The 16,280-nt window shown below is 45.8% G+C and carries 15 protein-coding genes; all 15 read left to right on the forward strand.

What is annotated here, in order from left to right; genetic code table 11:
- Positions 1-248 precede the first annotated feature (248 nt).
- The 15 genes from ACDJ58_RS10135 (at position 249) to ACDJ58_RS10205 (ending at position 16,122) form a co-directional block, all read left to right on the forward strand.
- Positions 249-1,928, forward strand: coding sequence for a ribonuclease J (locus ACDJ58_RS10135; protein ID WP_053783840.1), 1,680 nt, complete (start codon positions 249-251; stop codon positions 1,926-1,928).
- Between the two features lie 215 nt (positions 1,929-2,143).
- A complete protein-coding gene (locus ACDJ58_RS10140) occupies positions 2,144-2,917 on the forward strand; it encodes a ClpP family protease (RefSeq protein ID WP_413377556.1) in 774 nt (257 codons plus the stop codon).
- Complete coding sequence (locus ACDJ58_RS10145) at positions 2,914-3,144, forward strand: YlzJ-like family protein (RefSeq protein WP_063566367.1); 231 nt, start codon at positions 2,914-2,916, stop codon at positions 3,142-3,144. The genes ACDJ58_RS10140 and ACDJ58_RS10145 overlap by 4 nt, the downstream gene beginning before the upstream one ends.
- A gap of 90 nt (positions 3,145-3,234) precedes the next feature.
- Complete coding sequence (locus ACDJ58_RS10150) at positions 3,235-5,970, forward strand: DNA translocase FtsK (protein WP_413377558.1); 2,736 nt, start codon at positions 3,235-3,237, stop codon at positions 5,968-5,970.
- A gap of 188 nt (positions 5,971-6,158) precedes the next feature.
- Entirely contained in the window at positions 6,159-6,989 is an 831-nt protein-coding gene (sleB, locus tag ACDJ58_RS10155; RefSeq protein ID WP_413377560.1) for a spore cortex-lytic enzyme, read from the forward strand.
- A 126-nt stretch (positions 6,990-7,115) separates the two neighbouring features.
- Complete coding sequence (gene yfmF, locus ACDJ58_RS10160; protein ID WP_413377562.1) at positions 7,116-8,396, forward strand: EF-P 5-aminopentanol modification-associated protein YfmF; 1,281 nt, start codon at positions 7,116-7,118, stop codon at positions 8,394-8,396.
- Between the two features lie 3 nt (positions 8,397-8,399).
- Positions 8,400-9,680 carry an EF-P 5-aminopentanol modification-associated protein YfmH gene (gene yfmH / locus ACDJ58_RS10165; protein ID WP_413377564.1) on the forward strand — a complete coding sequence of 427 codons (1,281 nt, stop codon included), beginning with the start codon at positions 8,400-8,402 and terminating at the stop codon, positions 9,678-9,680.
- A gap of 1 nt (position 9,681) precedes the next feature.
- Complete coding sequence (ymfI, locus tag ACDJ58_RS10170) at positions 9,682-10,452, forward strand: elongation factor P 5-aminopentanone reductase (RefSeq protein ID WP_413377566.1); 771 nt, start codon at positions 9,682-9,684, stop codon at positions 10,450-10,452.
- 176 nt (positions 10,453-10,628) lie between these two features.
- Entirely contained in the window at positions 10,629-10,892 is a 264-nt protein-coding gene (locus tag ACDJ58_RS10175) for a DUF3243 domain-containing protein (RefSeq protein ID WP_053783846.1), read from the forward strand.
- Between the two features lie 197 nt (positions 10,893-11,089).
- Positions 11,090-11,857 carry a DUF3388 domain-containing protein gene (locus ACDJ58_RS10180; RefSeq protein WP_024630282.1) on the forward strand — a complete coding sequence of 256 codons (768 nt, stop codon included), beginning with the start codon at positions 11,090-11,092 and terminating at the stop codon, positions 11,855-11,857.
- 66 nt (positions 11,858-11,923) lie between these two features.
- Positions 11,924-12,964 carry a helix-turn-helix domain-containing protein gene (locus ACDJ58_RS10185; RefSeq protein WP_413377569.1) on the forward strand — a complete coding sequence of 347 codons (1,041 nt, stop codon included), beginning with the start codon at positions 11,924-11,926 and terminating at the stop codon, positions 12,962-12,964.
- A gap of 67 nt (positions 12,965-13,031) precedes the next feature.
- Entirely contained in the window at positions 13,032-13,202 is a 171-nt protein-coding gene (locus ACDJ58_RS10190) for a hypothetical protein (RefSeq protein WP_157258470.1), read from the forward strand.
- A gap of 152 nt (positions 13,203-13,354) precedes the next feature.
- Complete coding sequence (locus tag ACDJ58_RS10195) at positions 13,355-13,846, forward strand: YajQ family cyclic di-GMP-binding protein (protein WP_413377570.1); 492 nt, start codon at positions 13,355-13,357, stop codon at positions 13,844-13,846.
- Between the two features lie 322 nt (positions 13,847-14,168).
- Positions 14,169-14,756, forward strand: a complete 588-nt coding sequence (gene pgsA / locus ACDJ58_RS10200; RefSeq protein WP_413377572.1) for a CDP-diacylglycerol--glycerol-3-phosphate 3-phosphatidyltransferase — start codon at positions 14,169-14,171, stop codon at positions 14,754-14,756.
- 109 nt (positions 14,757-14,865) lie between these two features.
- A complete protein-coding gene (locus ACDJ58_RS10205) occupies positions 14,866-16,122 on the forward strand; it encodes a competence/damage-inducible protein A (protein WP_413377574.1) in 1,257 nt (418 codons plus the stop codon).
- The last annotated feature ends 158 nt before the right edge of the window (positions 16,123-16,280 follow it).

Raw genomic sequence — 16,280 nt, forward strand, 5'->3', positions numbered from 1 at the left:
AAAGCGACATCGTTTCTTGGTGTAGCTTTGTGGTGAAAAAGGAAGGAACGGCTAAGAAGGATCATTTCAAAATCCATCTTGTTGGTGAAGGGGAATAACTTCGAAGAACTTCTTCCAAATATCGTGAATAAAGGTGCTCTTTTGCATTCATCCCTATTTACGGGCATGGGTGTAATGGACTGCTTTTCTTAACTTACAATAAAATAATAAGGTACGACGTCCAACTACCATAGGAGGTTTAGATTCATTTGTCTAAGAAAAATAACAACGATAAACTGATGATTTTTGCATTGGGCGGCGTAGGCGAGATTGGTAAAAATATGTACGTCATCCAATACGCGAACGACATTGTAGTCGTAGATGCTGGCCTTAAATTCCCGGAAGAAGATATGCTTGGAATCGATATTGTCATTCCTGACATTTCTTATCTGACTGAAAACCGTGACAAAGTAAGAGGTATTATTTTGACTCACGGACATGAGGATCATATCGGTGGTCTGCCATATGTTCTGAAACACTTGAATGTTCCTGTATACGGAACAAAGCTCACTCTCGGACTTGTAGAGAACAAGCTGAAAGAAGCCAATTTGCTGGGTGAAACAAAACGCATCCTGATTGATGCGGATTCCGAGATCCAACTCGGCTCTGTATTGAAAGCAACGTTCTTCGCTACTAACCATAGTATTCCGGATTCCGTCGGCGTATGTGTCGAAACACCGGAAGGCGCTGTTGTTCATACAGGTGACTTCAAATTTGACCACACTCCAGTCAATGGTCAATATGCAGATCTCCAGCGTATGGCACAGATCGGAACCAATGGCGTACTTGCCCTCTTGTCCGATAGTACCAACGCAGAGAAACCTGGATTTACACCTTCGGAGAAAAATGTGGGTATCGTTCTGGAAGATATCTTCCGTAAAGCAAGCCAACGTGTCGTTGTAGCAACATTTGCTTCCAACGTACACCGGATTCAACAGGTTATCAATGCAGCTGAAGTAACTGGACGTAAAGTCGCAGTTATTGGACGCAGTATGGTAAATGTGGTGGGTATTGCTTCTGAACTGGGTTACCTTGAGATTCCAGACGGCATGATCATTGAGCCGGAAGAAGTAGGCAAAATGGCTGCTGACCGTGTAGTAATTCTCTGCACAGGTAGCCAAGGCGAGCCGATGTCAGCATTGACACGTATGGCTCGTTCTACTCATCGTAAAGTAGATATTTTGCCTGGAGATACAGTAATTATTGCTGCAACTCCAGTTCCAGGTAATGAGAAATATGTAGGCCGTACGATTGACGAACTGTTCCGTCTAGGTGCTAACGTGCATTACAGCGGTGCAAACAGTGGCGTTCACGTATCCGGTCACGGTAGCCAGGAAGAGCTGAAATTGATGCTTAACCTGATGAAACCGAAATATTTCCTGCCGATTCACGGTGAATTCCGTATGCAACGCCGCCACGCGGTATTGGCTGAATCTGTAGGTATTGATCCAGACAACATTTTCATTACGGATATCGGTGAAGTGGTTGAAATTCAAGGCGGAGCAGCACGCAAGGCAGGTAAAGTTACTGCAGGTAACGTGTTGATCGACGGCTTGGGTGTAGGCGATGTAGGTAACATCGTATTGCGTGACCGTAAATTGCTGTCACAGGATGGCATTCTGGTTGTCGTGGTAACACTGAGCAAACAGGATGGAAAAATTGTTTCCGGTCCGGACATCATCTCCCGTGGATTTGTCTATGTACGCGAATCGGAAGGACTGCTTGATGAAGCCAATCGCATCGTCAGCAGCACATTGCAGAAGTTGATGAGTGAGAACGTTAACGAATGGGCTTCACTCAAAACGAATGTTAAAGATGCACTCGGACGCTTCTTGTATGAGCAAACTCGTCGTAGACCGATGATTTTGCCAATCATTATGGAAGTTTAAAATAAATCAAACAAAAACATAAATTCAGGCACACAGTCGCCCCTTCTCTACGAGTAATATTGGACGGTTCCTCGTAGAGAAGGGGCTTTTTTTGTTGTTTTCTGGCCCTACACCAGATTATGGAGAAATAGATGAGTAATCGGGTATAAGTCAGCTGGAACATTCCCCATACTAAGGAAATACATTACATGTTTCTGGAGAAGGGGAGTAATCGAATGAGCGAATACATGAAAAACAAGCAAACACCGAAATCGGAACAACCGGGCACGGAGGCACCGGAAGTGCCTGCACAAGAGGAAAAGGGCATGTCGCCTGTAACGGAGGCTATTCAGCAATTTGGACAGACGCAGTCACCCGCAGCTGAATCGAACATTTTCTGTATGACCATTATCGGTCAGGTGGAAGGGCATTTAATTTTACCTCCGCAAAATAAAACAACAAAGTATGAACACCTCATTCCGCAGCTGGTTGCAGCAGAGCAGAACCAACGAATCGAAGGCATTTTGATCATTTTAAACACGGTAGGAGGAGATGTAGAGGCGGGTTTGGCTATTGCGGAAATGATTTCTTCACTCAGCAAACCTACGGTTACCGTCGTCATTGGAGGAGGGCACAGCATCGGGGTTCCAATCGCAGTAGCCTCAACCTATTCCCTGATCGCGGGTAGTGCAACAATGACCATTCATCCGATCCGTATGAACGGACTCGTTATAGGCGTGCCTCAGACGTTTGAGTACATGGAGAAGATGCAGGAACGTGTCGTAAGATTTGTTACGTCGCACTCCAATATCTCTGAAGAAATGTTCAAAGAACTGATGTTTAAGACAGGTGAACTCAACCGCGATATTGGAACAGCTGTGGGTAGCGCAGATGCGGTCAAATATGGATTAATGGATGCCGTAGGCGGGATCGGCCAGGCTATCGCGCAGTTGAATCAACTCATAGGAGACAAAAGACAGACGCTGCAGGCAGGGGGTTATACCCAATGACACTCTACACAGTGATGCCACCTGAACTGCTGTGGTCAGGGATGTGGAATGAGGGAGAAGACACCCGGGAGATCAAGATGAACGGATTATTGATGCAGGTAAGACCTGTTAATGAAAATGAGGCTGTCATTGTACGTTTACTTGAATGCCCCTTGGAAGCTTATCTGAATCCCGCCAATATGCCCGGATCGATCGTTCCACTTTCGGGTAACCCGGGACCAACATAACGCGACGAAATAAGACAAATTGAGCAGAAAAAGAACATATGTACGGAATATATTTGTATGGTATAATATTCTTCTGGGGGTGACCTGATTTTGGCCAGAAGAAAAAAGAGGAAAAAAAAGGCTGCAGCATTTAGCGGCGTTTTAAAATATGAAATTTACGGCATTGTGCTTATTACCCTTGCCGTCATTGCTTTGTCGGGTGAAGCAACCGTAGGACGCTCGCTCTCCAAGATGTTTGGATTGATGCTTGGCAAGTTCTATTTTGCGATTCCACTTATAGGGATTTATTATGGCTTAATGGTGATGATTCATCGAAAATGGCCAAGCGGTTGGACAACGCGCAAGACAGGGCTCGTATTGCTGGTGTTTGCTTTAACCCTGATGAGTACCGTCTCTGCCATGCACCAGAAGCTTATACCGGTTGGAGCTCTTGAGCCTGGTGCTGTACTTACACAGATACATAATGATATGCAAACCGAGTTGCTCACGCCTGCTGCGCCGGGCGAACGGGATTCGATGCTCAATAAGGACATTAGCGGCGGTTATATTGGAGCGGCGCAGTTTGCCTTGTTCTTGTGGTTGTTTGGCAGCTTGGGGGCACGATTGATTATGATCGTCATGTTCGTTATCAGTTTCATGCTGATTACCAATCTTTCTTATGTCGATCTAATTCGCATTTTCAGAACCAAGATATGGGATGCAGGAAGTGCGATGTACAAAAAGCTGGAAGCTAGACCAGCAGCACGTGCCACTTCAAGCTCTGCGGGCAAGAAAAACGGGAATGTCCGTAAAGTGGTGCCTGTTCCAGTGGACGACGAGGAAGATGATGACGATGATATGCAGGATCAGCAACTACCGAAACGAAAAGCACCGATATTTTTCCAACTCTTTGGAAAATGGGGTTCTGATCGGGAACGGACGAAGGCTGAGCGTGGAGTGGACGAGGATGATTCTTTAGATACGGAACATATCGTCTACCGAGCCGAGCAGGAAACGCCTGCAGATTCATGGCATGACGAGCCAAACATCGCATCCGATGTTATGGCTCCCGCAGCAGTTCCTGCGCAATCAAGACCTAATTCAGCTCCAATTATCCGTGACTTCTTTGAGCATGTCAGATCCGAGGATGCAAGTAAAGATGATGATCTGGATGATGCGTATCCTTTCCCAGATGATCTAACGGCTAACATGCAGGGAGAAGAGCTTCCAATCAAGATCTCAGATGAACTTGTGGATAACAATGAGTGGCCTGGAGCGGCGGATGCTGGAACAGCTGTAATAGATGCTGTTGAAGGTAGTTCAGACGTTGGATCTACGTTGAGCAATGCGGCTCAAGGTTCGGTTGCTTCGGATATGGAGGGGCAGGAAGTGCAGCCAGTTAAGCCTCCATCACCACCTCCGAAACCTTATAAACTTCCGTCATTCAGGCTTCTTTCCAAGCCGAACAATGGAGGCAAGGGTGGCGACCAGAAGGATTATATGCAGACTGCACGCAAGCTGGAAGCAACGCTGGAAAGCTTCGGCGTTCGCGCCAAAGTACTTGAAGTAGTCAGAGGACCTGCTGTTACACGATATGAGATACAGCCGGACATTGGTGTGAAGGTCAGCAGAATTGTAAGTCTGACAGACGATATTGCATTAGCCCTAGCGGCAAAGGATATCCGGATGGAAGCACCAATTCCCGGCAAATCCGCTATCGGTATTGAGGTACCTAATGGAGAGGTATCCGTAGTAACAATGCGGGAGGTTATGGAAACTGCCACATTCCAGGAAGCCGAATCCAAAGTGACCATTGCATTTGGACGAGATATCTCTGGACAGACGATCATCGGTAATCTGGCGCGTATGCCCCATTTGCTGGTGGCTGGTGCGACGGGTTCAGGTAAATCCGTATGTATCAATGGCATTATTACCAGCATTCTGTACAAAGCGAAGCCGGATGAAGTGAAATTTTTGATGGTCGATCCCAAAATGGTCGAGCTGAACGTATATAATGGTATTCCGCATCTGATGGCACCGGTCGTAACTGATCCTAAAAGGGCTTCACTTGCTCTCAAAAAGATCGTTGTTGAAATGGAGAAAAGGTATGAGCTGTTCTCCAAATCCGGTACACGTAACGTTGAAGGTTACAACAATCTAATGAAAGACAACCCAGCGGCGGTTTTGCCTTACATCGTTGTTATCGTGGACGAGCTGGCTGACCTCATGATGGTTGCCGCGGGTGACGTGGAAGATGCGATTGCCCGATTGGCTCAGATGGCGCGTGCCGCCGGTATCCATCTGATCATTGCCACGCAGCGTCCTTCTGTGGATGTTATCACTGGTGTAATCAAAGCCAACATCCCATCCCGGATTGCCTTCGGTGTATCCTCTCAAGTGGATTCTCGAACCATTCTGGATATGGGTGGGGCCGAGAAGTTGTTGGGTCGTGGAGATATGCTGTTCATGCCAATGGGAGCTTCGAAGCCGGTTCGTGTACAAGGCGCTTTCATGAGTGATGAGGAAGTTGAAAATATCGTGAATTACGTGCGTGGTCAAGGTGAAGCGCAGTATGACGAATCCATTGTGCCTGAGGTGGATGATTCCGTTCAGGCAGCAGATGAAGTGCAGGATGAGTTATACGAACAGGCGGTGCAGATTATTTTGGAGGCGAAGCAAGCCTCGGTTTCTCTGCTGCAACGCCGAATGCGAGTTGGTTATACCCGTGCAGCACGTTTGATTGACTCCATGGAAGCCCGAGGCGTAATCGGTCCTTACGAGGGTAGCAAACCAAGGGAAGTATTGATCTCGCTGGAACAGTATCAACAGAATAAAATAAGCTCGTAAATACACAGCATGTGTAAACGATCCAAGCCCTTAACCTTATTGGTTGAGGGCTTTTTGCATGCCATTTGACTGAAGATTTGCCATGATGTCCAATGATCGGAGGATTTGGTGCATAGGAACGAAGTATGCTTGTCATAATAACCTTAGCGATTCTGTTAATCCCACAAGAGAAAGGTAGAGCACAGTCGATGCGAAAAATGAACATATGGCTTTTCACTGCTATTTTGCTGATGTCCGCATTGGGAATTCGTTATTTGCTTCCTGGGAATACAGCAACCGAAAGTCCAAACCCAAGTACCCCGCAAGTCGAAGAGAAGTCGTTACCCACCTTTAGCACCAATGCTGTGAAATATGGAAGTTACGGTCAGGATGTATACGAGCTTCAAGGCCGGCTGAAATATTTGGGATTTTACAATGGTAAAATTGACAGTAATTTCGGCAGCACTACATTGAAATCGGTAAAATGGTTTCAATCGGAATTCGGCATGAAGGCAGATGGTGTCGTTGGAGCCAAAACCAAGCTGAAACTTTACAATGCTTCAAAACAATGGTCGCCAACAGAAACACCGTTGCACAAGGATCAAACTTCAGGAGATAGTGGGAAAAATAACAATACTGCGGATAAAGAGCAGGACAATATGGGCTCAGCCAATTCCATGGGTTTGTCGGAGAACGAAATCAAAATTATGGCTAACGCCGTATATGGTGAATCTCGCGGAGAGCCGTTTGAAGGTCAAGTGGCTGTAGCGGCAGTTATCCTGAATCGCGTTAAATCGCCGAGTTTCCCGAACACACCGTCAGGAGTAATTTTCCAGCCGGGTGCGTTCACCGCCGTTGCAGATGGCCAGATTTATCTGGAACCGAATGCGCAAGCTAAAAAAGCAGTTGAACAGGCGATGAATGGTTGGGACCCATCCGGTGGATGCCTCTATTATTTTAATCCGAAGACAGCTACATCCAAATGGATCTGGACACGTCCTCAGGTGAAAACAATCGGGCAGCATATATTCTGTATGTGATGATCTTGGAAGCAACCAGAAGGCGTGACTTCGGTTGCTTCTTGCCTTTTGAATGGGTTAAAATGGTTGTTACGTTTAAGCTTCACTTATTGCACGACAAATGACGCCGTAAAGGGGTTTTGACATTTGAATACATCAGGATTTGAACGAGGAAACCGAAAAGAATTCCGCATACATGTTCTTCCTACGAAACGTTTTAAGACATTTGCGATATCACTTTACGCAGGGGTTCCCCTGCAGGAAGATACGGTTACCAAAGTAGCCTTAACACCTTTCGTGCTTCGGCGCGGGACCGAATCCTATCCGGAAACAACGCAATTTCGTGAACAGTTGGAACATTTGTATGGAGCGGGTTTTGGCTTTGACGTCTATAAACGTGGCGATTACCAGATCGTACAGTTCCGTATGGACACCATTAATGATTCCTTTGTTGGCGGGGATGAGCAACTGTTGGATCGTTCTTTTGCTTTTCTGGGAGAGGTACTAACACGTCCTGCACAGGAGGATGGACATTTCCGAACCTCTTATGTGCATGCTGAGCGGGAGACTGTTCGCAAAATGCTGGAGTCCATCGTCAATGACAAAATGCGTTATGCTGCGGAACGTAGTATTGAGGAGATGTGTAAAAACGAACCATACCGTTTGCACCCGCTTGGTGAGCGCAAGGATTTGTCGGGCATTGATCCAGATACATTGACAGCTTCGTATCAGGAATGGTTACAGCAGGCAAATATGGACTTGTATGTGGTGGGGGACACCACGCTGGAAGAGGTAGAGAACCTGGTGCAGCGTTATTTTAATGTAGAACGTGTGACCTCTTCAGATTATCACACACAGGAAGCTATTCGTGGAGATAAAGAAGTGGAAACTGTTGTAGAACGGCTTAATGTTAATCAGGGTAAGCTCAATATGGGGCTTCGCACGTCGATCACTTATGGTGACACTCAGTATGCAGCAGCATTGATGTATAACGGCATTCTCGGAGGATATCCTCATTCCAAGCTGTTTGTTAATGTTCGTGAAAAAGAAAGTCTTGCGTACTATGCCTCTTCGCGTTATGACGGACACAAGGGTATTGCAACGATCCAATCCGGGATAGAAATCCCCAATTACGAAAAAGCCGTCATGATTATCAAGCAGCAGCTGGATGAAATGAAGAACGGGAATATCACTGACCTGGAGATGTCCCAGACCAAAGCGATGATCCGTAATTTGCTCAAGGAAATGCAGGATTCTGCATTTGAACTGATTGCTTATGATTTCAATCGACAGTTATCCGGCAAAGAGCGGACCGCCGAGGAACTGCTGGCCCAGGTAGAACAGATCAGCAAAGAAAATGTTCGTGAGGCGGCAGAGAAATTCCGTCTGGATACGATTTATTTCTTGCGTGATGAGAAGGGGGAATAGTCGGTGGAGAGCATAACATACGATCGTTTGCAGGAAACGCTGTATTACGAAGTGATGGATAACGGGTTGCATGTTTATATTTTGCCTAAACCGGGATTCCAGAAAACATATGCCACTTTTGCAACCAAATACGGTTCGGTTGACAATCATTTTCGGGTTGAAGGACAGGAAGAAGTGAAGGTTCCGGACGGAATTGCTCATTTTCTGGAACACAAAATGTTTGAAGAACCAACTGGCGATATTTTTGCAACATTTGCTTCTCATGGAGCTTCTGCCAATGCCTTTACCAGTTTTGACCAGACGGTTTATTTGTTTTCGGCAACGGAGCATGTCAATGAAAATATACAAACATTAGTTGATTTTGTGCAAAATCCTTACTTCACCGATCAGAATGTGGAAAAGGAAAAAGGGATCATCGCTCAGGAAATTAATATGTATGCTGATAATCCGGATTGGCGCGTTTATTTTGGCTTGATCGAGGCGATGTATCAGAAACATCCCGTGCATATTGATATCGCAGGAACCGTTGAATCCATTGGTACCATAACCAAAGAAACGTTGTACACGTGTTACAACTCTTTTTATCATCCAAGCAACATGCTTCTGTTTGTCGTGGGTGGAGTAGACCCGCAGGAAGTGATCGATATGGTTCGTTCGAACCAGGCAAAGAAAAATTACAAGCCTCAAGGGAAAATCGAGCGGATATTTGAACCGGAACCTAAGCAAGTGGGGGAAGCCAGACGTGAATCCAAATTGGCCGTTTCCCTGCCCAAATGTTTGTTTGGTTTTAAGGAAACGGATGTGGGACTTACCGGAGAAGAACTGTTGCGCCGAGATATGACAACCAAACTAATGATGGATCTGTTATTTGGTTCCAGTACCCCGCTATTTCAAAAATTGTATGATGAAGACCTAATTTCGGACAGCTTTGGACATGAATATAACAGTTCGCCGCAATATGCTTTTTCTGCTATTGGCGGGGACACCAAAGACCCGGATCAACTGCTTGCCCGCATCCGTGAAGAAGTCGATGCTATTGTGGAAAAAGGATTTGATGCAACCGACTTTGAGCGCGCACGCAAAAAGAAAATAGGTGGATATTTGCGTATGCTCAATTCCCCAGAAAACATTGCAAATGAATTCACGCGGCAGCAATTCCGTGGTGGTGATTTTTTCAACATGCTCCCGTTATATGAATCGCTTACACTGGAAGAGGTAAACCGCAGATTGAAAGAGCATATTCGTTGGGATCAACTGGCGATATCGCTTGTCGTGAGTCCTTAATATGGAGAGGGGAACAGGACAATTGAAGCCAATTGGAGAAATGACGGTACTTGTAACGGGCGCGAGCGGAGGCATTGGAGCGGCCATCGCAGAGCGTTTTGCCAAGGTGGGCATGAATGTAGTGATTCACTATATGAAATCGCATGAAGCAGCTAATGAAGCTGCGAGAAGGTGCATGGAACAAGGCAGTGGTAAAGTCATGACGGTGTCTGCTGATCTTCGCAGTCGGGAGCAAATCGAACGTATGCGTGAGAAGCTGGAATCACATGGGCTGTTGCCGGATATTCTGGTGAATAATGCAGGGATATCTCATTATGGAATGCTGTCCGATGTTACGGAAGAAATCTGGGATGAAGTGATGGCGATCAACCTGAAAGGCACGTTCTTGTGTACACAGGAAATGATGCCTCACATGATCTCCCAAAGATACGGTCGAATCATTAACGTGTCGTCTATCTGGGGACTGTCGGGTGCCTCTTGTGAGGTGTTGTATTCTACTACCAAAGGCGGTGTAAATGCATTCACCAAAGCTCTTGCCAAAGAGTTGGCTCCATCTGGCGTAACGGTGAATGCTGTAGCTCCGGGTGCCGTTCAAACATCCATGTTGAATCATCTGGACCAGGATGAACTAAAAATGCTAGAAGAGGAAATTCCGGCAGGAAGACTCGCCCAGCCAGATGAAATCTCATCGCTGGTCTACTTCCTTGCACTTCCCGAGTCTGGATACATTAATGGGCAGATTATAAGTCCAAATGGTGGCTGGCTCACGTAATATATTGGGGCGCGAATTCAATTTTGTTTTAATTTCGGGGTAGTTTCTTGATGGAAATTAATGATTCGTAGATGATCTTCGATTAATTCAAAAATGCTCGTATATAAAATGTCCGGGAAGCACATATTACAACTGTTGATTTTAAATCTCATGCGTCAAGCAAAGGAGGATTTATCATGTCAACAGACAAAACGGTGCTCACGAGTTTTGACACTTGGAAGAAGTTTTTGGGTGACCGCGTACAGCAAGCAGAGAAGATGGGGATGAATGAAGAAACCATCAACAAACTTGCGTATGAAATCGGTGACTTCCTGGATGAGAAAGTAGATCCGGCGAACCCTTCCAACCGGGCATTGAAAGAACTATGGGAAGTCGGCGACGAGAATGAACGTCGTACGATTGCGTGCCTGATGGTCAAATTGGCCAAACAAAACGCATAAGATTACAGATGGAAAGCTCCCGCAAGGGGGCTTTTCTCTAATGATTACACATTGATTACAGACCTGTTCTTGTAATTCATTTTCTTTTTATATATCATTAACGTGACCCATTTTTAGAAGATATCTCAGATTGTCGTCCAATGGACGCGTTCTGTTACTGTCGAATAATGTGGAATAATGCTTTACGGGGTGTTTAAATGGAATCTAAACAATGGTATATGGAGTATAAAATACATAAGAACAGACCCGGCCTTTTAGGGGATATTGCCTCTATGCTGGGGATGCTTGAAGTAAATATATTGACCATCAACGGTGTTGAAGGCAAAACCCGGGGGATGCTTTTGGAATCGGACGATGATGAGAAGATCCGTCTGCTGGGTGAAATGCTTGGCAAAGTGAACAGCATAACTGTGTCTGCTTTGCGTCAACCGAAACTGGTAGATATTCTGGCTGTGCGTCATGGTCGTTATATTGATCGTGATTCGGATGATCGCAAAACATTTCGTTTTACGCGGGACGAACTTGGGTTACTTGTGGACTTTTTGGGTGAAGTATTTAAGAGGGAAGGCAATCAAGTCATTGGTTTGCGTGGAATGCCGCGTGTAGGCAAAACGGAATCCATTATTGCGGGCAGTGTATGTGCGATGAAGCGCTGGACGTTTGTTTCCTCCACACTTCTTCGTCAGACCATAAGAAGCCAGATGTCCGAGGACGAATTGAATCCAAACAATGTGTTTATCATTGACGGAATTGTCAGTACGATTCGTTCAAGCGAACGGCATTATAATCTGTTACAGGACATCATGACGATGCCAAGCACCAAGGTTATTGAACATCCGGATATTTTTGTGCAGGAGTCTGAATATGATTTTAATGATTTTGACATTATTATTGAACTGCGCAACAATCCGAATGAAGAAATTATTTATGATACGTTTACGGCCAGCTACACCGACGAACTGTAACGCTCCGTACGGGATCATGAAATAGATAAGCAACAACCATAGAGATAAACATAAGGAGGAGATGGCATGTCTGAACTGGGTCAGCAGTTAAGAGAGGCCCGGCTGCAAAAAGGGATGAGTCTTGACGATGTACAGGAAATGACTAAAATTCGCAAGAGGTATTTGGAGGCAATAGAGGCAGGAGACTACAAAGTGCTGCCTGGTAGCTTCTATGTGCGTGCATTTATCAAAACCTATGCGGAAACGGTGGGACTAAATCCTGATGAGCTGCTGGAGGGACATAAGAAAGATGTACCTGCAGAAGAAACGGAAGCAACCATGGAGCCGGTTATTCAAAAGCGTTCAAGCCGCCCGGTAGAGCGCAGTAACCGCTGGATGTCTGTTGCACTGATGTGGACTTTTCCGGTATTAATTCTTGTGCTGTTGTACGTGTATGTAGTGATGAACAGGGATGATTCGGATACACAAGGGCTGGATCAGACGAAGATCACAGACAGCCAGCAGCAACCTCAAGATAAACCGGATGAGCCTACAGATAATGGCCAAGCTTCTAATCCTCCAGCCAATGAATCAGGTAGCGGAGAAACGAATGAAGGCGAAGCAGGCGGTAACGGTGGCGGAACAGCAGAGGGGCAGACTGACGGACAGACGGATGGGCAAACGACGGGTGAAAATGAAGAGAATCCAACGGATAATCCGCCAGCTTCTGTAACTGTTGCTGAAGACGGAAAATCAGGCAATATTACGAACTTCAAAGTAAACGGCAGTGCAGGGCAGCCTGTGACGGTTACGATTAAAGCAACGGGGCACAGTTGGCTGGAAGTATACAAGGGTGAGAACTCTAGTGGAGAAAAGTTGGAGTACGGCAACACCGCTGAGGGAGACAGTTATACTTTTGAATTGGACAGTGCAGGAATGTACATTAAGTCCGGTTACGCTGCAGCGACCACGATTGAGGTTGCAGGGCAGGTTGTGACAGACGGGAAAGCGACAAACCGCATTCGGTTAAGACTTGGTGAGGATACGTCCTCCACAGGTACTGAAGGCACTACGACGAATGAAACAGGAAGCACTACCGAAGGAAACACCGGCACTAGCGGCGAATAACCAAAGTTTCTGCGGGAGACACTAACCTTGTCTTAACTTGCAGTCAACTTTTGGTGAAGTGAGGTGGATGGCTGTGACAGTCAGCTGGATCGTAACAGGTTTGGGGATCATTGTCAGCCTCCTGGGTTATTACTTGACTCCAACTGCCTGGGGTTACGGAATTTTGGGTTTTGGACTTGCACATGTGCTTCTGGGTGTGCTCGACATGTTCAGACAGCCTAATCGCAGCCGTTATTAGAATGGCAGCCGCACGGCAAGCATTTTTGGCAACCATCTCAGTGGCAGCCAAAAATGCTTTTTTATTTTGAAAAACCTCATAAAATTAGACTTTTGCTTGGCGTATCCTCTATAATGTTACAGAACATATGATTAACTGAAAGGGTGACTGGTTTGAGTTCAGAAAATTCATTTGATATCGTGTCCAAAATGGACTTGCAGGAATTGACAAATGCCGTTACACAAACGGAAAAGGAAATTGGCACGCGTTATGACTTCAAGGGCAGCAAGAGCAGTCTGAAACTGGATAAGGATGCGTTAACGATCGTATCTGATGATGAGACCAAACTCAAGGCTGTTATCGAGGTGCTGCAATCCAAGATGGCTAAGCGAGGTTTACCTTTAAAAAACATTGATTATGCAAAAGTAGAGCCGGCTTCTTCAGGTACAGTCCGCCAGCGTTTGAATTTCAAGCAGGGGATTGATCAGGATATCGCTAAAAAAATTAATATTCTGATTCGTGACTCCAAGATGAAAGTGAAGAGTCAGATTCAGGGAGATCAGCTCCGGGTAACAGGTAAAAGTAAGAATGATTTGCAAGCAGTTATGCAGTTGTTGAACGGTGCCAATCTACCTCTGGATCTTCAATATACAAACTTTAAGTAATATCTCCTCATTTGTAGCTAGGCATGTTTTTTGACACTGCAATTGGCGTATATTATACTAAGTGTGCATTGCTGGCAGATAAGCATCAAAGTCCAGTCATCATCGTTTGCTGACTTTGTGAAAAGCAGTACATCTTCTGAAGTCACCGGAACGTTTAAAACGGTTTTGCGTTTGAACGGTTGACTTTATTTTTTGCGTTTTTACATAGTGAGAGCACTTTAGTGCTGATTGACAGTGAAACTGTAAATTTCATGTTCCGGATGATGAATACGGGATTAAGATGAATGTTTGGAGTAATGGAGGATAAGAGGGAGGGCGTCTTGTGAATTTACCCAACCGGATTACGCTTGCACGAATTTGCTTAATCCCTTTTTTGATGGTGTTCCTGCTCGTAGATTTTCCGTTCTATCCAGAGCCGTTGCAATTGGGAAGCTTATCGCTTCCGTATAATCAATTGATTGCTGCTATCATTTTTATCATTGCAGCAAGCACGGATGGAATTGACGGCTATCTGGCGCGGAAAAATAATATGGTCACCAATCTGGGGAAATTGCTTGATCCGCTGGCTGACAAGTTGTTGGTTACTGCGGTGCTGATTTCGCTTGTGGAAATGGGCAAGTTGGATTCCTGGATTGCTGTGGTCATTATTAGTCGTGAGTTTGCGGTTACTGGCTTGCGTCAGATTGCATTATTGGATGGTTCGGTTGTTGCGGCAAGTGCCTGGGGCAAACTGAAGACCGTCGTGCAAATTGTGGCGATTGTGCTGCTGTTGTTGAATAATTTCCCGTTCTCATTCACGGGTATTCACATGGACGTTATCGCCGTTTGGGCTGCAGCGATTATTACGATTTGGTCAGGCATTGATTACTTTATCAAAAACAAAAATTTGCTTCATTTATCAAAAGCGTAACGTTTTTAAGGTTAAATGGGGAAGCATGAAGAAATCATTTGTACGAAGGGCAATAGGAAATTATCCTATTGCCCTTTGATCACTCACCACGTGTACAGGAGGATGCTGAATGAAGGCAGAAATCATTGCAGTTGGCACAGAATTGTTGCTTGGACAAATTGTGAATACCAATGCCAGATATCTATCCCGTGAATTGGCTGCGATCGGGATTGATGTATATTTCCAAACGGTGGTTGGTGATAATCTAAATCGACTTAGTGACGCCATTCGCATCGCTCAGGGTCGTGCAGACGTCATTTTATTTTCTGGGGGCATCGGTCCTACACAGGATGACCTGACCAAGGATGCGATCGCGGCGGTCTTGAACCGCAAGCTACATATAGATCGAATGGCCATGGACAAAATCGAGAGCTTCTTCCGAGATCGCAATGTAGACATGACCGAAAACAATCGTCGTCAGGCGATCGTTATAGAAGGCGGGACACCGCTGGCGAACGAAACAGGCCTTGCCGCAGGAAATGCAATTTCCGACAATGGCAAGCATTATGTAGTGATGCCTGGACCACCGAAAGAGCTAATTCCTATGTTTGAACAGGAAGTTAAGCCTTGGTTGTTCCAGCATGTACTGACAGAAGAAATGCCGATCTACTCGAAAATGCTGAAGTTTGCAGGAATTGGCGAATCGGCATTGGAAGACCGACTCCTTGATCTGATTGATACACAGACAGATCCTACCATTGCTCCTTATGCAAGTGAGGGAGAAGTTACGGTACGTGTATCTACAAAGGCTCCAAGTGAGAGTGAGGCAAAGCTGAAGCTGGATGCAATGGAAGTTCAGATTCGGGAACGATTGCCAGAGCATCTCTACGCGAACGAGGATGTGCCTATAGAGTACACAATTGTTACCATGATGTCTGATATGGGTTTGACCCTTAGCGCGGCTGAGAGCTGCACAGGAGGGCTCGTCATGCAGAGTCTGACATCAGTTCCTGGCAGTGCGTCGATGCTTAAGGGCGGAATTGTATGTTACTCCAATGAAATTAAAGAAAAGCTGCTCCATGTGCCGCATTCCTATCTGGAAGGTGAAGATGCACCGGGCGCAGTGAGTCCGGAAGTCGCCAAAGTGTTGGCAGAGCAGATTCGCATGATTGGGGATGCCGACTTCGGTCTGTCAGTGACAGGTGTAGCGGGACCTGGTTATTCCGAACGCAAACCGCCAGGACTTGTCTTCATCGCTCTGGCCCAACGTGGTAAAGAGACAGAAATTCATGAACTGCGCATTAATGGCAATCGGGAGACGGTTCGGATCCGTTCAGCGAAAGCGATTCTTTACCGTTTGTGGCGCAAGCTTGTGGAGATGGACTAGTCACAGTTCGGATTGCATTTGCCATGGCAAACAAGTATAATAAAGGAAGACGGAAGAACCGTAGAATCAGGCTCTACAGCCTTGTTTACGGTTCTTTTTTCTGTTTAATGGAAAGTTTCCTTGAGGAAGAGGCGCCTCGGCCTTTGCAAAAAAAACGA

This window comes from Paenibacillus taichungensis (assembly GCF_047302525.1).
GTDB classification, from domain to species: Bacteria; Bacillota; Bacilli; order Paenibacillales; family Paenibacillaceae; genus Paenibacillus; species Paenibacillus taichungensis_B.